Raw genomic sequence first — 26,481 nt, forward strand, 5'->3', positions numbered from 1 at the left:
TGTTAATTTAAACCTATTGTCTTAATTCATAAGTATAAACAGCCCTGCCTATGTTCCCGTTGGCATCGATCCCTTCAATGGTAATCTTGTAGGGGCCTTTATCATCACTGTTGTAAAACTCAAAACTTCCTTTTCCATCTTTATCTGTGATAACGTAAGGATTCCAATAAATAGTGGTGCGGTTATCTTGTGCTTGCAAGCTAGTTCTTGGGCCGGCAAATTTAGGGGTATAAAATTCTCTATCTGCAGAATATCCCCTGGGCTTATAGGTTAACACGTTAGTAGGCCCAAAAAGGTCTTTTAATTGTTCTTTTGTAACCGGCGTTTTCTTCAATTCTTTCATATTTATAGAAACTACGCCGCTGGTTCCATTTAATTTATTGATGCCAGTGAGGCCGTCGTTATTAAAAACCTCTATATTATCAATGGCCTTTGGATCTAAACTAGCAAGATAATTAACATCTACCTGTAAGCCGTTTACATAAATTTCTATCGGTACCTTTAAACCTTGGTTGTATGTTTTTGAAAGATAGAGTTGTTGATCTTGGTAAGTAAGGCCGGCTGCGCTTAAGCAATTAACCAAAAGGTTACAACCTTGAAATTGCGCCCCGTCTAATTGCCTATCGGCTATTGGGCTTAAACCTGTTAAAGCAGGATAGTTGGAATGGTCGATTTTTTTGGTGGCGGCAGCTTTAACTACAACTTCTCTTAACAAAAATGCGCTCTGATGCTCAATTTTGCTGCTTTTTAGATAAGTTTCCAATGCGCTATCGATATTTAGAACATCATCTGCAGAATTGATGTTTTTATAAATTGAGGGGAAGGCTTCCCCATCTACGTTTATCCTTAAATTTTTTGAATCGAGGTTGTTTCTGGCATTGATTACCACTTCTGAAGAATCTTTAAATATGAGGTTTTCAAATTTAAAATGGCCTTCTTTATCTGTGGTACCGGTGGTGTTAAAGTACTTATCTGGTATTTGAAACAATATTCTCCCGTTTTGTAAGGGAAGCCCATCGTTTTTTCTAATTGTGCCACTAATGGTTAGGCTGTTTTCTGGAAATGCAACAATATTTGGAGATTTATCTGCTGCTACGTCTTTATAAACAAACTTTACATAGCCTTGGGTAAGCATCAGGTTATCTAGGTCTGTTATTTTTTTAGGGCCAACATTTTTAAAGTAATAGTTGGGTTTTTCTATGTAACCGGCTAAATCAGAATTTAGCAAGAAATAACTCAGAATGGTTGTGGCCTTATCATCGTCATAAGGTACTTTTGCCTCGTTAATAACAGAAACTGCATAATTTCCAGCTGTCATATCCAAACCTCCGGAAGTTTGGATGCTCATTTTAATTTTAGACCGACTTTTATATGCAGGTAAATCTGGCCTAAGGGTTATCTTCATATCGTCTTTTCTTTGGATAAAAGTTAATCTTTCGCTCAAAGGTTCAAAGGCTTGGTTTAATAAGGATATTTGTAAAATGCCCGTAGGGAGTTTATCAACCGGGATGTTAATATTAAAATCTTTTACTCTTACAATGCTTTGTGCCGCATAAAACAAAGTTTTGCTGTTTTGGGCCGCAATATAAAATAACTGATTTTTATTGTTCTCTAAATAAGCATCGTTAGCTTTTATATGTATGTTAAGGCTATCTTTTTTTATTTCTGTTGAAAGGGTAATGCCGTTGCTTTTAACGTTTGGCAGGGGCAGGGTTTTTTGTTTTCCGTTAGGGAATTTAACATTTGCAAAATACTTTCTATCCTTTTTAGGGGTCATTTCAAAATTTCCTATACCAACGTGGCTTGGGCTTATAGTGGCTATTTCAATGCCTTGATCATCAACAATTTTACCGGTAAAGTTTGCCCCTAAGCCATCAGATCTTTGTGCTTTAAAAGCTACTTTGGTGGTTATGCCGTCTATTAGATCCCCACCTTCTGGGAAAAACTGTAAGTCGTACTCTAAAATTGCGGTTTTTAGCGGGAAAGTTGCCATTAAGGTTCTATTATCGCCTGCATCTAAAGAAGTTGTTAGGGTGCCGGTATTTAGCGCAACTTTATTATCGGTATTAAAATTGAAAAAAACCTCTCCCTTGGCATTGGTGGTTTCACGTCCTCTAGCCACACGTTCATAATCGGCAGTTACTTCCCAATTTACTTTCTTATCTGCCAAAACTTTACCGTACTCGTCTTTAAATATTATTTTGGTCTTAACGTTTTGAGATTTATCGTTTATGCTACCATCAAAATTAATCTGTGTGATCAAAGTTTTACTAAGTGCATTGCCAATCACAATATTTTTTTTAAAAAAATAGGCTTCCCCAAAGTTAAGCATCCATTTTGTGTAGGCCCTTAAATGATAGTTTCCTTCTTTAAAATTAGGATAAGGCAATAGGAAGCTGCCTTTGCCAACGCTATTTTTTATGGGGATTTTCAGGCTTTCTACAACAGAATCTTTTTGGTTTATTAGATCTACGTACAATATTTTACTGATGGGAGATGGCAAATGGTTTTCTAAGGTAACATAAGCCTTAAACCATATCGTATCGCCAACGGCATAATAAGGTTTATCAAAACTTAAATAAGTTTTTTCTGATGGGAAATCATAAGATTGCTTCGCCTTTTTATCGGCCAACTCTTTTAAAGTAATATTTTTAGTTTGGCTAAACCCACTAAAAGAGAGGATAATTGTTGGTATTAATATAAAAAAGAAGACTTTAAAGTTGTTCATCAGTTTGTATTGTAAGATCTTAAATTTAGTTTTAAAATTAAAAAAAACGATTTTTAAAAAACGATTTATACTTTTTTAACATTTAAAACAGATTATCGCATTTGTGGATTAACGAGCATCTTTCCAAAGGTTTATAGATAAGTTTGATTTAAAGGTTATATCCATCTATAAAGGGATGTTGGTCAATACCAGCCGTTTAGTTGATTGATGGGTATTAAAAATCTTGATCTTGGGTTCCAAAAAGTAAAACACATCATAAAATGTGTCAAAAATCGTGTTTTTTCTTTCTCTAATGCCTTAATGTTAAAGGTTGAGTTATTTAGCCAACTATTCTTTATAATTGAACCATTTAGCTAACTCTTTATAGGTTACTTTTTTACCGTACATTAAAATGCCAACTCTGTAAATTCTAGATGCTACCCAAGTTGTAAAAACAAAACCGATCACTAGTAAAACCATTGATAAAGCAATTTGCCATCCCGGTACACCAAACGGAATGCGAATCATCATGGCAATTGGAGAGGTAAACGGGATCATAGATAACCAAAATGACAATTGGCTATCGGGGCTATTTACGATTACGTTCATCCCTAGGATAAATGTAAATATCAGCGGAAGCGTAATGGGCAACATAAATTGTTGGGTTTCTGTCTCATTATCAACAGCGGAACCAACAGCGGCAAATAATGCACTATACAAAAGGTAACCTCCTAAAAAATAAAAGAAAAATGTAGAGAGAATGTAAGTAAAATTGATGGTACCTGCGGCTTGTAAAAAATCTTGGACCTTGTTATTTGATGAAGCGGCCTTTACCACTTCTTGATTTTGCGAACTATGGCTAGTTTGTTCTATTTTAGCTTTGCCATCATCGCTTTTAGAGAAATAACCAGATGCGAAGGTAGAAAGCCCCGTACTCAAGATGATCCAAAGCAAAAATTGGGTAAGGCCAACGGCACCAATCCCTAAAATTTTGCCTAGCATCAATTGAAAAGGTTTAACGGAAGAAACGATTACCTCAATGATCCTATTTGTTTTTTCTTCTATTACGCCACGCATTACCTGTGCGCCATAAATGAATAAAGAAAGATAGATCAAAAATGCGCTGATAAAACCAACAATAAACGTTGCGCCAATGCTGGCATCTTTTTCTCCATCGGCTGTTAATTGTTTGGCACTGATAGAAATTTTTTGTTTAGAACTGTTTAACACCGAGGTATCAATCCCTGCGGCAATCAGTTTCTTATTTCTTAAAATGGTTTCCATTTGGTTTTCTATATCGTCAACAACGGCAAAACCCGGTTTCTTCTCAGAAACTATCTCGGTATTGCCTGTTGAAGAATAATCTGAGGGGATATAGAGCAAATAGCTATTGTCTTTTTTTCTGATGTCTTTTTTTGCTTGTTCATAACCGCCTTTTAAATAACTAAAATTTAGGGTAGATGTATTGCTCAGCTGATTTTCAAAAATGCCTGATTTATCCAAAACTTTAAAATCTTTTACATTATCATCGCCCTTTTTTGTTAAGTAGCCAACAAAAAATATCATCGCGATAAATAACGAAGGCACCAAAAAAGTCATGATCAAGAAAGATTTCTTTTTTACACGGCTCAAATATTCTCTTTGTATAATGAGGAAAACTTTATTCATGATATGCTTAGTTTAACTGTTTAACTTTTTCAATAAATATCTCGTTAATGGTGGGTATCACCTCTTCCAAATAGGTAATACCAGTAACCGGTATTAGCTCTAAAAGTACATCGTTGGTGTTAAAACCTTCATTCAATTTAATCTTTAACTTTTCGCCTTCATCTGTTTTTTCTGCCGAGATTAAATTAAAGGTTTTAAGGTTAGAGTCATCAAAAGCTTTATTGGTCTCTAAGAAAAAGGTGTTATTTCTGTATGCGTTTTTGATAGATTTCACACTCCCATCCAATATCTTGTGAGATTTATGCAGCAAAGCGATGTGGTTGCAGAGCAGCTCTACGGATTCCATCCTGTGGGTAGAAAAAATAATGGTAGAACCTTTTTTGTTCAATTCTAAAATCTCGTCTTTGATGATTTCTGCATTTACAGGGTCGAAACCAGAGAAAGGTTCGTCTAAAATAATGAGCTCTGGCTCATGTAAAACCGTAGCCACAAACTGTACTTTTTGCTGCATACCTTTAGAAAGATCTTCCACTTTTTTCTTCCACCAATCCTGCATCGCCATCTTCTCGAACCAGAATTTGATTCTTTTACTGGCTTCTGATCGGCTTAAGCCTTTCAATTGAGCTAGATAGAGCATCTGTTCGCCAATTTCCATTTTTTTGTAAAGCCCGCGTTCTTCTGGTAAGTAACCAATTTTATTGATGTGGCTTTGGTTCAGTTTTTCCCCGTTAAAAAATATCTCGCCATCATCTGGCCCGGTTATTTGATTGATGATCCTGATCAAGGAAGTTTTACCGGCACCGTTTGGCCCAAGCAAACCAAAAATAGTCCCTTTTTCTACTTCTAGGCTTACATTATCCAAAGCCCTATGTTTGGCATATTCTTTAATTATACGGCTAACTTTTAACATAAAAATTGTTTTGTTTAACTATTAGAGACAAAATCTGTAAAATAATTACAATATAAACAGGTTCTAAGATAATTTTGGAATTAAAACATAAAATATTTCTTGCCCATGTAACAAAGATTGGAATTAATTGCCGAAATATTTTCTGAACCCTAAATTTAAGAAAGAAATGTTTTGCTGCTTTTAAAATTGTAAATGATGGTTTATTTACCGTTTAGAAACCTAAAAATTAGCTTTTTTAACATAATATTGCTGTTGATGCCCTATGTGTGAATTTATACTTTAGCATTCTTATCGTTAAGAATCAACAATTTAAAAAATTTAGGCATTCAAATATTCATCGCGATAAAAAACATTTATATTAACTTCGTTTTAAGCATAACCATCAAATTTTGCAGAAAATCCATAAAGACCAATATTTTTTAGAAGGCTTAATAAGTAATAACCATAAGGTTGTTCAAGAAATCTACGCTAAATTCTCAGATAAAATAAAGCGTCATATTTTAAACAATAATGGCTCTGTAGATGATGCGGGAGATGTTTTTCAAGAATGTTTGATAGACCTTTATAACCAAGCCAAATATAAAGACCTTAAGTTAAGTTGCCCTTTTGAGCCTTTTTTTTTACTGATGTGCAAAAGGAAATGGTTAAACGCACTAAAGAAAAAAGCAATTATACCGGTAACAAATAATGAGGAAGATTTATTAAACATTAGTGAGGATGTATTTTTACAGGCAGAAGAGTTGGAAGCACAACAAGAACAATCAGAATTATATCTAAAGATGTTTCAAAAGCTTTCAGAACGTTGCCAAGAAATCATTTCCTTATCGCTTACAGATCAACATCAAGAAAAAATTGCCGAAGATCTGGGCGTAACTTATGGCTATTTGAGGAAGAAAAAATCGGAGTGCATGGCCTCATTAATTTTAATGATCAGAAAGGAGCAAGGATAAACCATGGAAAACCAGAATTTAGAAAATATAATCCGTTACGTTAACGGGGAGATGCAAGCTAACGAAAAGGAGGTTTTTGAACAAGAATTGGCCACAAACATCAATTTGAAAGAAGATCTATTACTTTATTTAAACGTAGATAAAACCTTAAGGTCAGAATTTTCTAATAACAAAACCGACCGAGCGTTCAAAGAAAATTTAGTCAGCTTAAACCAACAATATTTTAAAGCAGAACAAAAACCTACGGCCAAAATCATCAAAATAAATAGGCTGTGGTATGCGGCGGCAATTTTAATAGTTGGTTTGTTGATTTGGGCACCTTGGAACCATGATATTTATGATAAATATGCCGATACTGAAATGGTTTCTTTTGCAGAAAGGGGAGCGGTAAACCAAGATAATTTACAGGCTGCAACCGATGCTTTTAATGCTAAAGATTTTAATAAAGCAAAAGGATTACTACAGCCATTGGTAAAAGAAAACCCCGATGATGATATGCTAAAGTTCTATTTAGGGCTTACTCAATTCCAAACAAAAGAATATGAAAAAGCAAAAAGTAATTTTACAACAGTAAACAAAAGAGCATCTATTTTTAAATACGATGCAGCCTTTTACATGGCCTTAACTTATCTTAAACAAGATAATAAAGCAGAAGCAAAAGTTTGGTTAAATAAAATCCCAAAAGATAGCGATGAGCATCAAAAAGCTAAAGACATACTGGATAATTTGTAATATAATAAGTCGTTAAAAGGCTTTTTTAAACAAAAAACTTACCCCAAAAAACCTATTAATTGATGATTATCGTAATTTTCTCTTATTTTTGCACCTCACAAAAAACACCCATTTGTATGGGTGTGAATTAATAAATTTTTAACAACTTATAAATCATATCGTAGATGATTAAAATTACCCTCCCTGATGGTTCAATAAGGGATTATGAAAAAGGAACCAATGCGCACCAAATTGCGCTTTCTATCTCAGAAGGTTTAGCCCGTAACGTTTTAGCTGCCGAAGTAAACGGAAAAATAGTTGATTCTTCCCTCCCAATAGAAGAAGATTCTTCTGTAAAATTACTCACTTGGAACGATACCAACGGGAAATCTACCTTTTGGCATTCATCTGCGCATTTATTGGCAGAAGCCTTAGAGGCTTTATACCCGGGAACAAAATTTGGTATTGGGCCAGCAATAGAAACAGGCTTTTATTACGATGTTGATTTTGGCGACAGGGAATTTTCTTCCGATGATTTTAAAAAGATAGAAGATAAAGTACTAGAATTAGCTCGTACCAAATCAGAATATAAAAAGGAAGCTGTTTCAAAAGCAGATGCCATAAAGTATTTTGAAGAAAAAGGTGATGAATACAAACTGGATTTGATCAAAGATTTAGAGGATGGAAAGATAACTTTCTACACCCAAGGTAACTTTACCGATCTATGCCGTGGCCCACACATCCCCAATACAGGTTTTATTAAAGCCGTAAAACTGATGAATGTTGCCGGTGCCTATTGGCGAGGAGACGAAACACGTAAGCAACTAACCCGTATTTACGGGGTTACATTCCCTAAGCAAAGTGAACTGACAGAATATCTTCACATGATTGAAGAAGCTAAGAAACGTGATCATCGTAAGTTAGGAAAAGAATTAGAGCTTTTTACTTTTTCAGAGAAAGTAGGGATGGGCTTACCAATGTGGTTGCCCAAAGGCACAGCTTTACGAGAAAGATTGGTTGGTTTTTTACAAAAAGCACAGCAAAAAGCAGGCTATGAGCAAGTAATCACGCCACACATTGGGCATAAAAATTTATATGTAACTTCTGGCCATTATGAAAAATATGGTGCAGATGCTTTTCAGCCGATTAAAACACCACAAGAAGGAGAAGAGTTTTTCTTAAAGCCCATGAACTGCCCTCACCATTGTGAAATCTATAAATTTAAACCGCGATCTTACAAAGATTTGCCAATCCGTTTGGCAGAATTTGGTACAGTTTACAGGTATGAGCAAAGTGGCGAATTGCATGGCTTAACCCGTGTAAGGGGATTTACCCAAGACGATGCGCATTTATTCTGCAGACCAGATCAAGTAAAAGAAGAGTTTAAAAAAGTGATTGATTTAGTGCTTTATGTGTTTAAGGCACTAGGTTTCGAGAATTACACAGCTCAGGTTTCTTTGCGTGATCCACAAAATAAGACTAAATATATTGGTTCTGATGAAAATTGGGAACTAGCAGAAAAATCTATAATTGAAGCCGCCGAAGAAAAAGGTTTACCAACCGTTGTTGAGTTAGGTGAGGCTGCTTTTTATGGCCCAAAACTAGATTTTATGGTTCGCGATGCTTTAGGTAGAAAATGGCAATTAGGAACCATACAGGTAGATTATAATTTGCCAGAGCGTTTTGAGCTAGAATATACAGGTAGCGATAATCAAAAACACCGCCCGGTAATGATACATAGAGCGCCATTTGGTTCGCTAGAGCGTTTTGTAGCCGTATTGATAGAACATTGTGCAGGTAATTTCCCGTTATGGCTTACCCCAGAGCAATTTATAGTTTTACCTATATCAGAAAAATATGAAGAATATGGTAAAAATGTTTTGGATTCGTTAAATAATTCCGATATTCGCGGCTTGATTGACTTCCGTGATGAGAAGATTGGTCGGAAAATTAGAGATGCCGAAGTCAAGAAAATTCCTTTTATGCTTATTATAGGAGAGAAAGAGATGCAAGATGGTACAGTTTCTGTAAGAAAGCATGGCGAAGGTGATATAGGGGTATTGAGTATTGAGGAGTTTAGCAATCATCTTCAAAAAGAAATTTTAATTAACTAAAAGGGAGGACAATCATTAGACCAAAATTGAATCCGAATAGAAGCAGAAGAACCACAGAACCAGCTCATAATATCAATAAGCGTATTAGGGCAAAGGAAGTAAGGGTAGTAGGCGAGGATATTGAGCAGGGAATTTACCCAATTGAAAAAGCGTTGGCTTTGGCAGACGAGCTAGATCTTGACCTAGTTGAGATTTCTCCAAACGCAAACCCACCGGTATGTAAGATTGTTGATTACAACAAGTTTGTTTATGAGCAGAAGAAAAAGCTGAAAGAAATTAAGGCCAATGCAAAGCAAACCGTAATTAAGGAAATCAGATTTGGGCCTAACACCAATGATCATGATTTCCAGTTCAAATTGAAACATGCAGTCTCATTCTTAGAGAATGGGGAAAAAGTGAGGGCTTATGTACACTTTAAAGGAAGAGCCATAGTTTATAAAGAGCAAGGAGAGATTTTATTATTAAAATTCGCACAAGCTTTAGAAGACGTGGGAAAAGTAGAGCTATTACCTAAATTGGAAGGTAAGAGAATGTTCTTAACAGTTGCGCCTAAAACAGGAAAAAATTAATATAAACAGGTTAAAACAAAAAGCATAATTATGCCAAAAATGAAAACCAATTCTAGTGCTAAAAAGCGTTTTTCGCTTACTGGAACAGGTAAAATCAAAAAAAAGGGTGCCTTCAAAAGTCACATCTTAACAAAAAAATCTACCAAGCAAAAGCGTAACTTAACTAAAACCAGCTATGTATCTGATGGCGATTTAGGAAACGTACAACGTATGCTTTGCATCGGAAAGTAATTATTTATTAACCAGGGATTGGGTCTAAGTATCAGTTGAAATATTGATCACCTCTTACCAAAAAACAATTAAATTATGCCACGTTCGGTTAACGCAGTAGCGTCAAGAAGAAGAAGAAAGAAAGTCCTAAATATGGCCAAAGGCTATTGGGGATCAAGAAGCAAGGTTTTTACCATTGCAAAAAATACTGTTGAAAAAGGTTTACAATATGCCTTTAGAGATAGAAAAGTTAAGAAAAGAGAATTCAGAGGTTTATGGATTCAGCGTATCAACGCTGCTGCCCGTGAGCATGGAATGTCTTATTCTCAATTTATCGGAAAAGTTGCCGGTAAAAACATCGGCTTAAACCGTAAGGTTTTGGCAGATTTGGCAATGAACCATCCAGCTGCTTTTAAAGCAATTGTTGATGCGGTAAAATAAATAAAAGGCTGTTTTAGGTATAAAAAAGGAACCCAATTTGGGTTCCTTTTTTTGTTAGGGTTTTCCCCAAACTACTATTTATCAATAATGTTCGATTTCATGGTAATTCCTAATGTAATATTAGTTAACAAATTTTGTTAACTTTTCTTTAAATTTATCTATGCCATCATCAGAAGCTATCCTCCATTTTATTTGGAATTACAAGATGTTCAATCCCTTGGGTTTAAGAACCACCAATGGGGAAGTTTTGCAGATCATCAGCACAGGAATTCACAATAAGGATGCTGGGCCAGATTTTCATCAATCAAAGATCAAGATTGGGGAGACTATATGGGCAGGAAACATAGAGATCCATTTAAAATCATCCGATTGGTTAAAGCACCATCACGATGTGGATAAAGCTTATGACAATGTGATTTTACATGTGGTATGGGAATATGATGTGGATATAAAAAGAACAGACGGCACTATCATCCCGGTTTTGGAGCTAAAGGATATCATCGATAAAAAGATAATCGATAACTATGATTTACTAAGGCAAAACAATTATTGGATACCCTGCGAAAACCAGTTGCCAAGCGTTGATAATTTTACCAAACAACAAGCTTTGGATAGGATGATGATGGAAAGACTGGAAGATAAGGCCAACATCATAAAAGAAATCTATCAATTTAACAAAGGTAATTGGGAAAATACCTTTTATATCACTTTAGCAAAAAGCTTCGGTTTTAAAGTAAATAATTTGCCATTAGAGATTTTAGCCAAACAACTACCGCAGAATATTTTGGCTAAGCACAAAAATAGTTTTTTACAGATCGAAGCATTGATCTTTGGCGTTTCTGGGTTATTGGATAAATATTTTATAGATGATTATCCAAATAAACTTAAAGTAGAATATGGTTTTCTTCAAAAAAAATACCAACTGAATAATTTAGAGCCCAGTTTATGGAAATTTTCTAAAACCCGCCCTGATAATTTCGCTACCATTAGATTGGCGCAGTTTGCTGCTTTAGTTTTTAAATCTTCTCATTTATTCTCAAAAATCATCGAAATAAAGGATAGAGCAAATTACTTTCAGTTGTTTGAAGATCTGCAAGTCAGTACTTATTGGAAAAACCATTACCTGTTTGATAAATTGGTGGATGATAAATCTGTTAATGTTGGCAAATCTAGTATCCAAAATATACTGATTAATGCAATTGTGCCATTATTGTTTTTTTATGGTAAGCAAGTTGGGAATAAACAATTTATTGATAGGGCTTTAGATATTTTAGAAAATATCCCACCAGAAAACAACGTTATCATTAAAGGATTAAAAGAAAGGGGCTTGTTGTTAAGTAATAGTTTTGATAGCCAAGCGGCAATCCATTTGAAAAAAAATTATTGTGATCAAAAAAAATGTTTAAATTGTGGAATTGGTTTAAAAATACTTAGCGCATAACACCATGTTAGATCGTATTTTGATTTTCTTTGAGCGTTACTCTTTTGGGGTTTGCACCTACCTAGGGGAAAAGTTTAAGATTTCGCAGACTAAAATCAGGTTGTTTTTTATCTATACCTCTTTTTTGGCCGTTGGTTTCCCTTTGGTATTCTATTTCTTTGCGGCTTTCTTTTTGGATATTAGAAACTATATCAAAAAAATAAGATTTCAGTTTAAAGAGATTTAAGCGCTCAAAATATCTGCTATTTCTGTAAACCCTTTTTCATTGGCAAGATCGGCGGGTAATTTACCACCTTCCATTCTGTTATCTACTTTAGCCCCTTTTTCTAACAGTAAAATTATTAATTCTACATTTCCGTTTTGGGCTGCAGAATGCAAAGGGGTAACACCAGAACTTTGCGAAACATTAATTAGGGCATGGTTTTCGATCAGCATTTTTGCGATACTTAAATTGTTTATCGCAATAGCAGAATGCAACGGGAAAACATTAAACCCGTTATTTGAAGGTAGGTTAACATCGGCCCCTTTTAAAACAAGGTATCGGGCAACTTCTTCTTTCCCAAAATAACAAGCCAAGCCCAAGGCCGTAAAACCATCTTCAGAATAATCGTTTATCTTTTCAGGATCTGTAAATAGGAGATGGGCAACCTCGTCAAATTTCCCAGATGCCGAAGCCTCAAAAAGATTGATATCTTTTGAGAACTCTAATATCACCTTTGTAGCGTTTGCTTTATGAAAATAGCAAGAAAGCATTAAAGGCGATACGCCGTGGGATGTTTGCAGTTTTAACAAAGAACTATCTTTATTTAAAAGATCCCGCAAGGCATTCTCATCATCTTTTATAATTAATTCTTCTAAATCGTTAGGGAGCATTACTCTAAATTAAAACAATAATCGCAATATTAAGTATTTGATAAAATAATTTGCCCAATTAATTTTTATTTATCAAAAAACCCTAATTCAAAATTAATCGAATTAGGGTTAACCATCAAAACCTAAAACATCATGAAAATAAATCCAAAATGAATTATATCAATTAACGAGAAATATCAAAAAATGGATTTTTAACGATTATTCGATTTTCGACAATCGATAACGGATGATAAAAAACTGTGCTTTAGATATTTAATGATTTTGTTGCTTTTTTGCCAACCATCAAATCTTTCTCATACGTTTAGGTACCTCTGTTAAAATCTCAATTAAAACAATTATTTTTAGCATCAAGCTAAGCATTAATTTATATTTGTTGGGTAAATTATTAACGAATGCCTGTTAGAGGAAACCAGTTTAAAAAAAACACCTTAAGGGAAGATGCACTAGAAGGAGCATCGCAACCCTTTAAGAAAAAAGTAAGTGAAAAAAGAGAAGGATTACCGAAATTCAACTTCAATAACGACAGGGCAATAAAGATTTTTGGCTTGTTTCTGCTGTTGCTGGCCATTTATTTTTTAGTATCGTTCACATCTTATCTTTTTACTTGGCAAGATGATCAAAGCTATGTTATAGATGCCAATGGAGGTTGGAGCAATCTTTTTAAAACTACGGCAGAGTTAAAATCTAATGGTGTATTAAACCCAAACATCCAAAACTGGACGGGTAAACTAGGTGCTTTGCTCTCTCATCAGTTTATGTATGAATGGTTTGGTTTGGCCTCTTTTATTTTTGTGTTTGTTTTCGTTATCATAGGGTATAGGTTGCTTTTTAAAGTGAAACTTTTATCAATACATAAAACCTTGGCGTACAGTTTTTTCTTGTTGATATTTATCTCTGTTACTTTAGGTTTTTTCCATTCTTTTATTGGAGATTATCCACATTATATAGAAGGAGAATTTGGTTATTTCTCTAACCTTTTATTACAAGCACAAATTGGTTCTACAGGGGCTGCGGTTCTATTGGTTTTTGCAGGTTTAACTTGTTTGATCATTGCTTATAACATAGATTTTAAGCTGCCAGAAAGAAAGCCTAAACCTATCACAGAGCATTTTTTAGAGGATGATGATGATATGATTGAGGATGAAGAGGAAGATGTTTTAGAGGATGATGAAAGCCAATCTTTAGAAGATCTTCAAAAAAACAGGTTGGTTAATAGGCCAACTTTAACCACCAACTCATTTGAGGTTGAAAACACCTTAGAGAAAGAAGAGCCGGTCTCTAGGGCCAAAGATGATTTTGATGAAGTTGTTAATAACATCAGTAAACCATCACCTAAGATAGAGGACCAAGAAGATTTGGCTTTAACGATAGAAAAAACAGAAGAAGAAGCCAAAGCAGATGAATTGGTAGAACAATTTGGGGCGTTTGACCCAACTTTAGAATTATCATCTTACAAAAACCCAACATTAGAGCTTTTGGAACAATATGGCTCTGGTAAAATATCGGTAGATACTTCAGAATTAGAGAGCAATAAAAATAAAATTGTTGAAACGCTCAACAATTATAATATAGAAATAGATAAAATAAAGGCCACCATTGGCCCAACGGTAACGCTTTATGAAATTATACCGGCACCAGGTGTTAGGATTTCTAAAATCAAGAATTTAGAAGATGATATTGCCTTAAGTTTGGCCGCACTGGGCATAAGGATAATTGCACCAATGCCGGGTAAAGGTACAATTGGTATCGAAGTGCCAAATTCTCATCCCGAAATGGTTTCTATGCGCTCTATCATCGCAACAGAAAAATTCCAGAACACCACTATGGATTTGCCCATTGCTCTGGGTAAAACTATTTCTAACGAGGTTTTTATCGCCGATCTTGCCAAAATGCCGCATATGTTGGTAGCGGGTGCAACTGGGCAGGGTAAATCTGTTGGTATCAACACTATTTTAGTTTCGTTGCTTTATAAAAAACATCCATCACAATTAAAGTTTGTATTGGTAGATCCAAAAAAGGTAGAACTTTCCTTATTTAAGAAAATAGAAAGGCATTTTTTGGCAAAGCTTCCGGGCGAAGATGATGCCATCATCACGGATACCAAAAAAGTGATCAATACCCTAAATTCTTTATGTATAGAAATGGATCAACGTTATGATCTACTTAAAGAGGCCGGAGTTAGGAATTTAAAAGAATACAATGAGAAATTTATAAAAAGAAAGCTTAACCCAAATAACGGACATAGGTTTTTGCCTTTTATTGTTTTAGTTATAGATGAGTTTGCCGATTTGATGATGACAGCAGGTAAAGAAGTGGAAACACCCATTGCCAGGTTAGCGCAGTTGGCTAGGGCAATTGGTATCCATTTAGTTTTGGCAACTCAAAGGCCATCTGTAAATATCATCACAGGAACAATTAAAGCCAACTTTCCTGCTCGTTTGGCCTTTAGGGTAACTTCCAAAATAGATTCGAGAACTATTTTGGATAGTGGTGGTGCAGATCAATTGATCGGAAAAGGAGATATGCTTTTATCAACAGGCAGTGATTTGATTCGGTTGCAATGCGCATTTGTAGATACGCCCGAAGTGGATCGTGTTACCGATTTTATTGGCGAACAAAGAGGATATGCCTCTGCTTATGAATTGCCAGAATATGTTGGTGATGATGGCGATGGTGGAAGTGTAAAAGATTTTGATCCAAACGATAGAGATGCAATGTTTGAAGATGCCGCCCGTTTAATAGTGATGCACCAGCAAGGTTCTACGTCTTTAATCCAGCGAAAGCTGAAATTGGGTTATAATAGGGCCGGTAGAATTATTGATCAGCTAGAAGGTGCGGGGATTGTGGGCCCGTTTGAGGGAAGTAAGGCAAGGGAAGTGCTTATTCCGGATGATTACTCATTGGAACAGTTGTTGGATGAATTGAACAAAAAGGATTAAAATGAAGAAATTATATGTAATGATGTTGGGCTTGTTTATGTTAACAGGCTTAGTTAATGCTTTTGCCCAATCAGATCCTGATGCAAAGGCAATATTAGCGGGGGTGAGCAAGAAATATAGGTCTTATAATGTTGTTAGGGCAGATTTTACCTATACATTAAAAAACCCGCAGGCCAATTTAAACGAATCTCAGGATGGGACTTTGCTAGTTAGATCTGCCCAAAACAAATACAAGGTTGAGGTTGGCGGCCAAGAATTGATTTCTAACGGGCAGGTACAATGGACTTATTTGAAAAACGATAACGAAGTCCAGATAAGCGAGATTGATAATAGTTCTGATGCCTTAAACCCCGCCAAGATATTTACCATTTATGAAAAAGGTTTTAAATACGTTTATTTGGGAGATACCAAAATAGCAGGTAGGGTTTACCAAAACATTGAGTTGGCACCATTGCAAAATAGGTCTTTTTCTAAAATTAAGTTGAGGATAGATAAGGTTAACAAACAGATTTCAAATATAGTGGTGAACGATAAAAACGGTAATGTTTATACCTATAACATCAAAAGTTTTACGCCAAACGTAAAAGTTACCGATACTACTTTTTCTTTTGATCCCAAGGCCCATCCCGGTGTTGATGTTGTAGATCTGAGGTAATTTGATAAATCATTCCAATCGTATTGTATCATTCCGTTAGCCAGCTGGCTAATCGGGATTTTAATAGCATGGAGATTTGTATTGTTGCTGATTATGCTTAGTTATTAAATACAATAGATGGCGGGCAGAATGAAATGTTAAAACATAATTCAAAAAATCTAATCTTTTTTCGCAAATTTGAATCAAATGGGCATCTCCTTTACTAACCATACCTTAGAGAAACTAGAACAACTGCTTAAAGAAGTGGGTTTTAAAGTAAGGTACGAAAAAGGAAATTTTAAAACAGGATCATGCCAGTTAGAAAGCAGCAAGGTTATAGTTGTCAATAAATTCTCTAATTTAGAGAACAAGATCATTTCTTTAATAGAATTGATCAAAAATATAGATTTAGATGTTTCTATCATCGGCGAAAAGCAAAAGGCATTTTATTATTCATTAAAGCAAACGGAAATCACATTTTGAAAGTTACTTTTTTAGGAACCGGAACTTCACAAGGTGTGCCCGTAATTGCTTGTAATTGTGATGTTTGCCAATCATTAAACCCAAAAGATAAACGCTTAAGGAGCAGTATTTTAATAGAATCTAAAGAGAAAACCATCGTTATTGATACTGGCCCAGATTTTAGGCAGCAAATGTTAAGGCAAAACGTACAAAAACTAGATGCCGTAGTATTTACCCATGCCCATAAAGATCATATTGCAGGTTTAGATGATATTAGGGCATTCAATTTTAAGCAGAAAGCGGCGATGGATATTTATGCAACCTCTGCGGTGCAAGAAGCCTTAAAGGTAGAGTTCCATTATATCTTTTCCGATTATAAATATCCGGGCATACCGCAGGTAAATTTGCACACCATTCATCATCAAGATTTTAACGTAGGCGATATTAAACTGAAACCCTTGGAAGTGATGCACTTTAAGCTCCCGGTACTGGGTTTTAGGATAAATGATTTTACTTACATTACCGATGCTAAAACCATCAGCGATAGCGAACAAGAAAAAATTAATGGAAGTAAAGTATTGGTAATCAATTCGCTACAAAAGGAAAAACACATTTCGCATTTCACGTTTGAAGAGGCTATTTTATTTGCACAGAAAATAGGGGCAGAGAAGACCTATTTTACGCACATAAGCCATAAATTAGGAAAGCATATTGATGTTTCAAAAGAACTCCCTGCCGCAATTGAGCTAGCTTACGATGGTTTATCTTTTGAAATCTAAAATTAGCTTTTTTCTTATTTTATTTAGTTCATTTACTATTTTAATATAGATCTACCATGTTTTTTACCTAAATTAAAGAATTGATTTATAGTCGGTTCCTTAGTGGTATGGTTTTAGATTAATCTATAAAAAACTACCTATGCTATCTGTTAATTTTATCATCCTTTTATTGATTTCATGTTTGCCTATTCAATCTCTGCCTCAAAAAATAGATGAAGATGCAATTGTTGGTAAATGGATGAGCACTGAAAAAAATGTTGAAGTAGAGGTTTATAAAGTTAACGATGAATTTAGGGCAAAAGTAGTTTGGTTTGATGATACTGATGATTTAAGTCGCCCAATGGAAACTAGGAAAGATCTGAATAACCCTGATAAAAAGCTTAGGGACCATAAAATATTAGGTATGAATGTGCTTAAAAACCTGAGATTTAACCCAGAAAACGATAGATGGGAAAACGGTATTATTTATGATGCCAATAGTGGCAGGCATTTTAGTTCAGTAGTGTATTTTAATGATGATGGTTTGCTAGAGGTTAAAGGTTATTGGAAATTCGAGTTTTTATGCCAAACCGTAGCGTTTAGAAGGGTTTATTGATCGTTCATTCTTCTTCATTATTATTGCTCCAAAACATATTTTAAATTATCAAATAACCGCTGTATAAACCTTCTGTCATTGGTAACGATTTCTGCAACGCCTTTGCTTTCAAATTTAAAATCCAGTTTTTTGCCATAGTTTGTTTTTAAACCATTTGGAAAATTTACGGTAACTAAATAGGTTTCAATATTTCCATTTTCTGCCTTTTCTAAATTCGTAGTTAAGGAGATTGATTCTATTTTGCCTCTTAAAGAACCGAATTCCATATACGGATAGTTATCTAATTTCACGATAACTTCTTGCCCTATTTTTAGCTTTCCAGAACCATTAGCAGGTATTAATACTTGCCCATATGTTTTGTCGTTAGTTGGAACAATGGTAAATACTTGTTCGCCACTCTGCACAAACTGATTCTCTGTGTAGAATTTCAGAAACTGCACTCTCCCTTTAAACGGAGCTTTAAAAACATATTTTTGCTCCCAGATTTTTATATTGTCTTTTAAATCATTATATGCAGAAATAAAAGCAATACGCAATTGGTTTCCTTTCTCAGGATTTTGGATACTCAACTCTTGGATTTTTCCAACTGTTTGCTGAGTTGCTTGTTTAGCCTGGATTAAATTATTGCTGGCACTTTGTACAGCATCTTTGCTGTTGAGGTAGTTGACTTCTGCCTTATCAAACTCCGACTCACTGATCACTTTTTGAATCAATAATATCGAATCTCTTAAATAGAATTTTTTAGCATAGCCTAATGTTCTTTTGGACATCTCAAGTCTATTTGATAGCGTAGTAACAGCATCTTTTTGCTCTTTAATCAATGCGTTCAAATTTTCTTCTTGCTTATCGTAATAATGGTCTTGCTGGTAATTTAACAAATCTTGCAGCGCATTATAAAAAGCATAATATTTGATGTTCAGTTCTCCAATCGAAAAATCATGCGGAAGGTTTTCTTTAATTATTTTGATGTCAGATTTAATGGGGTTATACAGGTCTAACAGACTGTCAATTTTTGTTACTGCAAAGGGAGAAGTTGCGTTTTCTATATAAGCAATAATTTGCCCCTCTTTAACCTCTTCCATAGAAGAAACATTAAGCAGTTTTAGTTTACCGTTACTATTAGCTACCAATTTAATTGGAGACACATTGGAATTGATGGTAATTTGCCCTTGCAATATATCTGGATATTTGGCCAGCCAGCCAAAAGTGAGCAATAATATAAAAATGAAGGTAACGATAAGCCCTATCCATAATCCAAATTTTGTCGGCATCCGCTCAATAATATGCTGCACCTGTTCTGTACGTTGGTTCTGATGAAATTTTGATGAATCGTTTTCCATTATTTTGCAGGAATTTTATAAGTTTTTTATGCTTTATGGTAAATTCTATGACAAGGCTAAAGGAGTGTTTGGGGAAACTGCAGAGGTTAAATCCAATTGAGATTGAACCAACTGAAAGTATCTGCCTTTTTTCTCCATTAAAGTTTGATGGTTGCCAATTTCTACAATCATACCGTTTTGCATTACTACAATCTGGTCTGCTTTTTTAATGGTGCTTAATCTGTGGGCAACCACTATAACGGTTTTTTCTTTAAATACCTTGTCTAATGCCTGAGTGATTTTTTGTTCGTTTATAGTATCCAAGCTATTAGTAGCTTCATCAAAAAAAAGATAATCTGGGTCTTTATATAATGCTCTTGCAATTAAAATCCTCTGTTTTTGTCCACCACTTAAACCACGCCCTTGTTCGCCCATTTTGGTTTGGTAACCTAATGGCAAAGCTTCTATCTCTGCGGAAATGTTAGCGGTATCCAAAGCTTTTTTTAGTTTGGCATAATCAATTTTTTCATCATCTAAAACCACATTGTTAAGTATGGTATCGTTAAAAATTTTACCGTCCTGCATAACTGCGCCACATTTGTTTCGCCATTGGCGTAAACTGATATTGTTAACGTTCATATTGCCCATCTGTATTTCTCCGTAGGAAGGCTTATATAAACGGAGTAATAATTTTAGTAAAGTTGATTTACCGCTTCCGCTATCGCCAACAATTGCGGTAACTTTACCTTCTGGAATCATCAACCTTATTCCTTTCAAAATTAAAGCTCCTGCTGGCGTATATTGAAAACTTACGTTATTTAATATTAAGCTTTTGTTTTCTGGTAATTGTATAGGGTTATCCCCAACACTTTGATGCTCATCTTCTAATTGATGGATTTCATTTAAGCGTAAAAAAGAAATTTTTGCAAACTGAAAAGAGGTAATGAACTGAATAAATTGCACCACAGGTGCGTTAAGCATCCCGATAATAAATTGGGTAGATATCATTATCCCAAAAGTCATTTCCCCGTTTATTACCGCTTTGGCACAAAAAAAGGTAATAAACAAATTTTTTAAGTTGTCTATAAACTGTGCACCTAGGTTTTGAATATTGTTTACGTTTAAAACCCGCAAATTTACTTTGTACAAACGGGCTTGTATATCCTCCCATTTCCAACGTTTTTGCTTTTCGTAATTGTTAATCTTAATATCCTGTATGCTCCCAATAGTTTCTACCCAATAGCTTTGGTTTTTACTTACCAATTCAAAATATTCCCAATCCAGTTTTTTTCTTAATCTTAAAAAAGCCAGTACCCATAACACGTATAATATACTCCCAGTTAAAAATATAGCAAAAATGATGGTATTATAGATGAGCAGGATAACACCAAATACCAAAAATGTTAAGGTAGAAAACACCATGTTTAAGGAATTGTTCATAATAAAGCTCCTTATCCGCTCATGGTCTTGCGCCCTTTGCAAAATATCCCCAGTCATTTTGTTCTCGAAAAAAGTGATGGGTAACAGCATTATTTTTATAAGATAGTCAGAAATAAGGGCAATGTTTATACGGGCGGTAATGTGCATCAAAATCCAATCTCGCACCAAGTTGCTCAATAATATGCTTACATATATGGCTACGTTGGCAATCAATAAAATATTGATAAAATCTATATCATGGGTTTGTATGCCCACATCTATTACCGCTTTGCTAATGAACGGCAAAAAGCCTTGCAAAATGGTAACTATCAGCATTACCATAAACAAGTTGACAAAGCTTTTTTTATAGGGCGTAAAATAATTCAAAAAGTGGGTAAAGGTTTTTTGCTGGTTATTTTTTTCTTCTGCTTGCTTTTCATAAAAATCTGCCTGTGGGTTTAGTGCCAATAAAATTCCCTTTGCTTTATTGGTGGCTGTATTTTCATGTTTTATCCATTTCTCACAAAAATCATCTGCTTCAAATTTTAACAGGCCTTTAGCTGGGTCTGCTACATAAATTAAACCGTCTGTATCTCCGTTTTTTTTAAAAGTAGGCTTGGTTTTATAAACTACTACAAAATGGCTGTTATCCCAATGGGCAATGGCGGGTAATGGTATTTTTGTTAACAGCTCCTCTTTTGTGCACTTTAAGGAAAGCGAACGCAAGCCAATGTTTTCTGCTGCATGGCTAAGGTCTAAAAAGGATACGCCTTCCTTGGTAATGCCACATTTATCCCTTAAAAACTGGAGGGTATAAAATTTACCATAAAACTTGGCTATCATTTTTAAACAGGCTGGCCCACAGTCCATCATGTCCATTTGCCTATCTAAAGGGAATGTTTTCACAGATGATTAAATTTTTTTAAATAATTTGGAAAATAAAAAATTCTTATTTAATTTTAACGTAAATATAGATGAAAAATGAAGTTAATATTAATCTAAGAGCATTTTTTTTTTTTTTTGAGTTAACATTAGCGTTTTTAGACTATTTAAACCAAAATATAAATTAATCCATTAACAATTAAATTTATGAAAAGCAAAGCTAAATTGGCATTTGAAATGCTGGAGCAAGAAATTGAATTGATGAGTAGTGGCGAATTGGAAAATTTTATTGGTGGGAGTGGGATATATATAGATGGAGCAATAATAGATATAGACCAATATGGACACACTGTAGTTAGTTATGATGGTGGATGCAGTTATAGTAACTTAGGTGGTAATGTGACTTTTTATGGGAGTAGTAATACGGGTGGGTCTTATGATGGGTGGGATGCAATGAGCTTAATGATAGCCTCGGGAGGCACAGCGGCAACTTGGGCTCAATATGCTGCTGAAGTAGGTCTAGGTAGTGATGCCGCAGCGGGCTTCATTTCTGCAAGTCGATATTTTGTATATGCTGACATAGGATATAACGGATACGAATTATTAAGTGGAAATGGGAGTTGGGAGGACGCAGGTCAAATAGCTTTAGCAGGAGCGGTTATAGCTTCAGGCGGTTCTCTCGCTTTTGTTCTAGGTACAGGATTAGCAGGTTGGGAGCTTTATGAATATTATAGAGACCATCAATAGTTTATTATGACGATAAAAAAATATTTATTGATATGTTATTTTGTGTTTTATAATTACTATAGAAAAAAAGATAACAAATATGATAAAGAAAACAAAAACACTTGGTTGAGTGCTTTGATTGTTACAATGCTTCCCTTTACTATCGTCAATTTAACTTTATTTTTCTTTTTATTAAACTACCTTGGAATTTTTATTCCAGGAATTATTCAAGTTTTAATTTTAATATTTCTATCACATAGGATATTTTCCAATTTACTATTTAAAGTTTATGAGGTAAATAAATACGAAGGTGTTTCCCAACAAACAGAGATTGAACTTAACAAATATTCTATATTTTACCCTATATGTTTTTATGCTATTAGTATTATATTTTTTTTGATTGCAACCTATTTAAGAAATGGTTATATTATTAAAAGTTAAGGTCATAGAATATTTTTATAATAAAATTTCGTAATCGATCAACAGGACAAGTTCACTATATTGAGGGATACAGGGTTGCTATGGGAAGGAAAAGGGATTTTTTTTATGAGTATATCAACTTACTGCGGGGCAGGATGGGATGCAATAAATGTGATTCGAACTGGTGCGTCATATAGTCCTAATGGATTATTGGTGGGAGGTCTGCTTGCAATTATGGATCCTGTTTACCAGCAATAGCTGAATAATTACGTATTTAATTCGGGTGCTTACATGGGAGCTTCTGATCATCAATAAAAATGAAGTTACATGCTAAAAAAGTTGACAATTATCACTATATATGGATTTTGTCAACTTTAATTATCTCAATAGTAAATTATTCCCCATTAGAGTTAGGGTATTATTTTTATTTGAATTTAATACCTTTGATATTAGCAACAATCTATTTTAGAATTAAGGGTAAAAATATTTTTTCTACCAACAATAATTGGAGGATTTTAGATATTATAATTTTTATTATTTCACTTAATTTAATTCCAAAATTTTTCAATTTTATTTTCCCTAATATCTATATTAATAAGATTGATAGGATTACTTTCAATATAATATTTATTTTAGTATATATAGTATTTGTTAATAGATTTATTGTAAAAAAGCCGATCAACTATAACTTAATTTAGTTTGATAGTACATCTAGTAAAAAAAAACTCTAAATCAATGCCTCAAACTACTGTACTAATTCCCACGTATAATTGTGGTAAATATATTTTAGAAACCATTAATAGCATACTACAACAGTCTTATCAAGATTATGAAATATTAATAATTGATGACGGAAGCACAGATAAAACCTCAGAAATAGTATCTAGTATAAAAGATAACCGTATAGTTTATTTAAAGCAAAGCAAAAATTTAGGTATAGTTAAGGCATTGAACCTAGGGATCAAAATCGCTAATGGAAAATATATAGCCCGGATAGATGCAGACGATATTATGTTGGGAGACAGGCTGCAAAAACAAATTAATTTTTTAGAGCAAAACTTAGATTATGGAATGGTTGGTGGAGGTTGTCAAGTAATAAATGAAAAGGGTGTATTTCAGAGAAAACTAGAAATAACTACAGAAAACGATATCTTAAATATTGGCCTTTTATTTCGGAATCAATTTACACATTCTGCAATAACTATGCGTACACAGTTAGCTAAAAAATTGAAATATCAGCAAAAATACATCTATTGTGAGGATTTTGATTTGTGGACACGTTTTGCAGAGATTTCTAAAATTGCCAATCTACCTTATTATTTTGTTTCTTATAGGTGGTACTCAGATAACACTTGTCATACAAAACAAAAGGAGTTAAGAACAGCTTTGGCATTACTATTCGCCAGAGAGCTGGATAAATTAAAAATTAACTACAGCCCAGAAGAATTGATGATGCAAATGGCCGTAAATTTTGGCTTGGGTTATAAATTGTTTGTACAAAAAAACAAGCTTCAACAATTAAAAGATTGGCATAATAAGATATTTGAATCAGAAGTATTGAAAAATAGATTTGACGCAAAAGCTATTACCCATTTCAGGAATAATGTTTTGCCTCAAATAGCAGGATATCCCGTATTAAAAAAGGGAGACCATATAGAAAATAATCAGTTAGAAAATTATTTCAGTAATTTATAAGTGGTTAAAGTTAAAGCTATTTGGTTTTTCGGTTTATCCGCTTCGGGCAAAAGCACCGTCTCAAAAAAACTGTTTGAAGATTTTACAAAGAACAACATTAAATGCGCTCTTTTAGATGCTGATGAAATCAGGAACGGATTAAACAAAGACTTGGGTTTTTCTATTGAAGGTAGGCAGGAAAATATAAGAAGAATTGCAGAGTTATGTAAGTTGTTAATCAGTAATAATATCATCCCCATAGTTTCTGCAATTACTCCTTTACATATCCATCGAGATTTAGCGATTCAAATTATTGGTAAGGATAATTTAGTTTTCATATACACTAAATGCCCATTAATAATATGCCAAGCCCGTGACCCTAAAGGTTTGTATAAAAAAGCAAAAGCAGGGGAAATTAAAAATTTCACTGGTATTTCAGATGTATTTGAAGAACCAAATGAAACTATACAATTTGTAGAAACCCAATCAAAGGCCATTGAAGAAACTTTTAGAGATGTTCAAGCTATATTAAAAAAAGAGTTTACCAAATCCAATTCAAACTATTCCATTGCACCATATATCAAACATCAATGCTTATTTGTGCATATACCTAAATCTGGGGGAATATCTATAAATAGAAGTCTATTTTGTAATTTAGGCACTGGGCATACACCTATTTGGCAATTTCAAAAACAGCTTGGCGAACAAGCGTTTAATAATTTCTTTAAATTCACTTTTGTAAGAAACCCTTGGGATAGGTTGGTATCCGCTTTTTTGTTTTTAAAAAAAGGAGGACTTAATGAAGCGGATAAACTATGGAGCGAGAATAATTTAAAGGATTATCATGATTTTGAATCTTTTGTGAAGAATTGGGTAAACGAGAAAAACATCTTCAGCTATGTACATTTTATACCCCAACATTATTTTTTGTGCGTAAACGGAAGCAAACCTTTGGTAGATTTTATTGGTAAATATGAAAATATTGAAATCGATTTTAAATATGTAGCAGATAAATTAAATATAAAAGCACCACTTCAAAAATTAAACGTAAACGAAACTAAAAATCATTATTCTAATTATTATAATGAGGAAACAATATCGATTGTTAAAGATGTTTACAAGAGAGATATTGAATTGTTTGATTATAGTTTTGATTATTCATAATGTTTAATCCAACATTTATAGAATCAGAGATAGAAAAAAACCAGCAAGCAATAATTGCACTTTCAAAGGAAGCGCCAAATATTTTATTGGAACCCATAACTATTGGGGGAGGAAACATAGAACATTATTATCATTTTATTTTTGATTTAATGTTGCCCTTAAGTTTATTAATCAAAGCAACCAATCCAAATGTTGTTTTCCATCTTCATCAATTCGGCTTGTTTACAAATTATGCGGTAGAAATTTTTAAAAACCGAATACATATAATTCAAACAAATACTAACCTCCTTGAAGGAAAGAAAATGAATTTATTGGGGATGAATCCTAATAACATAAATATCCTAAAATTCCCTTATCAAATCTTAAAGCAGACTATTTTTTCTGCACTTAAAATTAAATCGTCAAACAAACCCAATAAAATATTGCTTATAGAACGACTTCCACCGGACCCCTATTTTTTAAACGACGCTAAAATAAAAGGTTCTGGTACTTCCAGAAGATCTATACAGAACCATCATGAGCTAAAAGAGCTTCTCAAATTAAAAATAAAGCCATCTTACGTTTTCGAAAATATACAGTTAGAGAAAATGTCTTTTAAAGAACAAATTCAAGCATTTGAGTCTTCTGTGATTGTTATAGGTCAACATGGAGCAGGTTTGGCTAATATTCTTTGGATGCAAGAGAAATCAACGGTGGTTGAGTTCGGTTTTGAAAATAAAACCCATTTTGAAAGGTTAAGTGTTGTAAAAAATCATGATTACTTTGGGATTAATCACATAGAAAGCCACATTACAATTGATTGTTCAGAATTTTTCAATTTGTTCTCTAACGATTTTATCATAACTAAATATTTTTTAAACGATTGATTTTCTTA

24 protein-coding genes are annotated in these 26,481 nt (G+C 34.0%); 18 read left to right on the forward strand and 6 right to left on the reverse strand.

The window, feature by feature from the left end:
- Positions 1-13 precede the first annotated feature (13 nt).
- From I5M32_RS05925 to I5M32_RS05935, 3 genes are all read right to left on the reverse strand, one after another.
- On the reverse strand, positions 14-2,728 hold the full coding sequence (locus I5M32_RS05925) for a carboxypeptidase-like regulatory domain-containing protein (protein ID WP_200585275.1): 2,715 nt from the start codon (positions 2,726-2,728) through the stop codon (positions 14-16).
- A gap of 327 nt (positions 2,729-3,055) precedes the next feature.
- Positions 3,056-4,375, reverse strand: a complete 1,320-nt coding sequence (locus I5M32_RS05930) for an ABC transporter permease (RefSeq protein WP_200585276.1) — start codon at positions 4,373-4,375, stop codon at positions 3,056-3,058.
- Between the two features lie 7 nt (positions 4,376-4,382).
- Positions 4,383-5,285, reverse strand: coding sequence for an ABC transporter ATP-binding protein (locus I5M32_RS05935; RefSeq protein ID WP_200585277.1), 903 nt, complete (start codon positions 5,283-5,285; stop codon positions 4,383-4,385).
- A gap of 389 nt (positions 5,286-5,674) precedes the next feature.
- Between I5M32_RS05935 and I5M32_RS05940 the strand changes: the two genes are divergently transcribed.
- The 8 genes from I5M32_RS05940 (at position 5,675) to I5M32_RS05975 (ending at position 11,947) form a co-directional block, all read left to right on the forward strand.
- Positions 5,675-6,235, forward strand: coding sequence for an RNA polymerase sigma factor (locus tag I5M32_RS05940; RefSeq protein WP_200585278.1), 561 nt, complete (start codon positions 5,675-5,677; stop codon positions 6,233-6,235).
- 3 nt (positions 6,236-6,238) lie between these two features.
- Positions 6,239-6,967, forward strand: coding sequence for a tetratricopeptide repeat protein (locus I5M32_RS05945; RefSeq protein ID WP_200585279.1), 729 nt, complete (start codon positions 6,239-6,241; stop codon positions 6,965-6,967).
- A gap of 164 nt (positions 6,968-7,131) precedes the next feature.
- Positions 7,132-9,060: a threonine--tRNA ligase gene (gene thrS / locus I5M32_RS05950; RefSeq protein WP_200585280.1), complete on the forward strand. Its 1,929-nt coding sequence runs from the start codon at positions 7,132-7,134 to the stop codon at positions 9,058-9,060.
- 26 nt (positions 9,061-9,086) lie between these two features.
- On the forward strand, positions 9,087-9,629 hold the full coding sequence (gene infC / locus I5M32_RS05955) for a translation initiation factor IF-3 (protein WP_200585281.1): 543 nt from the start codon (positions 9,087-9,089) through the stop codon (positions 9,627-9,629).
- 30 nt (positions 9,630-9,659) lie between these two features.
- Positions 9,660-9,860, forward strand: a complete 201-nt coding sequence (gene rpmI, locus I5M32_RS05960) for a 50S ribosomal protein L35 (RefSeq protein ID WP_200585282.1) — start codon at positions 9,660-9,662, stop codon at positions 9,858-9,860.
- A gap of 75 nt (positions 9,861-9,935) precedes the next feature.
- Entirely contained in the window at positions 9,936-10,280 is a 345-nt protein-coding gene (gene rplT, locus I5M32_RS05965) for a 50S ribosomal protein L20 (RefSeq protein ID WP_200585283.1), read from the forward strand.
- Positions 10,281-10,440: 160 nt separating this feature from the next.
- Positions 10,441-11,721, forward strand: a complete 1,281-nt coding sequence (locus I5M32_RS05970; protein WP_200585284.1) for a DUF2851 family protein — start codon at positions 10,441-10,443, stop codon at positions 11,719-11,721.
- Between the two features lie 4 nt (positions 11,722-11,725).
- Entirely contained in the window at positions 11,726-11,947 is a 222-nt protein-coding gene (locus I5M32_RS05975) for a PspC domain-containing protein (protein ID WP_200585285.1), read from the forward strand.
- Here I5M32_RS05975 and I5M32_RS05980 read toward each other — a convergent pair.
- Positions 11,944-12,594, reverse strand: coding sequence for an ankyrin repeat domain-containing protein (locus tag I5M32_RS05980; protein WP_200585286.1), 651 nt, complete (start codon positions 12,592-12,594; stop codon positions 11,944-11,946). The genes I5M32_RS05975 and I5M32_RS05980 overlap by 4 nt on opposite strands.
- A gap of 392 nt (positions 12,595-12,986) precedes the next feature.
- Between I5M32_RS05980 and I5M32_RS05985 the strand changes: the two genes are divergently transcribed.
- From I5M32_RS05985 to I5M32_RS06005, 5 genes are all read left to right on the forward strand, one after another.
- On the forward strand, positions 12,987-15,533 hold the full coding sequence (locus I5M32_RS05985) for an FtsK/SpoIIIE family DNA translocase (RefSeq protein WP_200585287.1): 2,547 nt from the start codon (positions 12,987-12,989) through the stop codon (positions 15,531-15,533).
- 1 nt (position 15,534) lies between these two features.
- Positions 15,535-16,188, forward strand: a complete 654-nt coding sequence (locus tag I5M32_RS05990; RefSeq protein WP_200585288.1) for a LolA family protein — start codon at positions 15,535-15,537, stop codon at positions 16,186-16,188.
- A gap of 186 nt (positions 16,189-16,374) precedes the next feature.
- Complete coding sequence (locus tag I5M32_RS05995) at positions 16,375-16,650, forward strand: hypothetical protein (protein WP_200585289.1); 276 nt, start codon at positions 16,375-16,377, stop codon at positions 16,648-16,650.
- The gene (locus I5M32_RS06000) at positions 16,647-17,408 is read left to right on the forward strand and encodes an MBL fold metallo-hydrolase (protein WP_200585290.1); all 762 of its coding nucleotides are present in this window, start codon (positions 16,647-16,649) and stop codon (positions 17,406-17,408) included. The genes I5M32_RS05995 and I5M32_RS06000 overlap by 4 nt, the downstream gene beginning before the upstream one ends.
- Before the next feature lie 139 nt (positions 17,409-17,547).
- Positions 17,548-18,003, forward strand: a complete 456-nt coding sequence (locus I5M32_RS06005) for a DUF2147 domain-containing protein (RefSeq protein WP_200585291.1) — start codon at positions 17,548-17,550, stop codon at positions 18,001-18,003.
- Positions 18,004-18,023: 20 nt separating this feature from the next.
- Here the strand turns inward: I5M32_RS06005 and I5M32_RS06010 are convergent, their stop codons facing one another.
- Both I5M32_RS06010 and I5M32_RS06015 read right to left on the reverse strand, forming a co-directional pair.
- Entirely contained in the window at positions 18,024-19,343 is a 1,320-nt protein-coding gene (locus tag I5M32_RS06010; RefSeq protein ID WP_200585292.1) for an HlyD family secretion protein, read from the reverse strand.
- Positions 19,344-19,388: 45 nt separating this feature from the next.
- Positions 19,389-21,647 carry a peptidase domain-containing ABC transporter gene (locus I5M32_RS06015; RefSeq protein WP_317193101.1) on the reverse strand — a complete coding sequence of 753 codons (2,259 nt, stop codon included), beginning with the start codon at positions 21,645-21,647 and terminating at the stop codon, positions 19,389-19,391.
- A 183-nt stretch (positions 21,648-21,830) separates the two neighbouring features.
- Here I5M32_RS06015 and I5M32_RS06020 point away from each other — a divergent pair, with 183 nt between their 5' ends.
- From I5M32_RS06020 to I5M32_RS06040, 5 genes are all read left to right on the forward strand, one after another.
- Positions 21,831-22,370 carry a hypothetical protein gene (locus I5M32_RS06020; RefSeq protein WP_200585293.1) on the forward strand — a complete coding sequence of 180 codons (540 nt, stop codon included), beginning with the start codon at positions 21,831-21,833 and terminating at the stop codon, positions 22,368-22,370.
- 6 nt (positions 22,371-22,376) lie between these two features.
- Positions 22,377-22,790 (forward strand): hypothetical protein, encoded by a 414-nt coding sequence (locus I5M32_RS06025; protein WP_200585294.1) that lies wholly within the window; start codon positions 22,377-22,379, stop codon positions 22,788-22,790.
- 714 nt (positions 22,791-23,504) lie between these two features.
- Complete coding sequence (locus I5M32_RS06030) at positions 23,505-24,464, forward strand: glycosyltransferase family 2 protein (RefSeq protein ID WP_200585295.1); 960 nt, start codon at positions 23,505-23,507, stop codon at positions 24,462-24,464.
- Positions 24,465-25,607, forward strand: coding sequence for an adenylyl-sulfate kinase (gene cysC, locus I5M32_RS06035; protein ID WP_200585296.1), 1,143 nt, complete (start codon positions 24,465-24,467; stop codon positions 25,605-25,607).
- A complete protein-coding gene (locus I5M32_RS06040; protein WP_200585297.1) occupies positions 25,607-26,473 on the forward strand; it encodes a glycosyltransferase 61 family protein in 867 nt (288 codons plus the stop codon). Before cysC ends, I5M32_RS06040 begins: the two co-directional genes overlap by 1 nt.
- Positions 26,474-26,481 lie beyond the last annotated feature (8 nt).

It is taken from the genome of Pedobacter segetis, from assembly GCF_016623585.1.
Taxonomy (GTDB): domain Bacteria; phylum Bacteroidota; class Bacteroidia; order Sphingobacteriales; family Sphingobacteriaceae; genus Pseudopedobacter; species Pseudopedobacter segetis.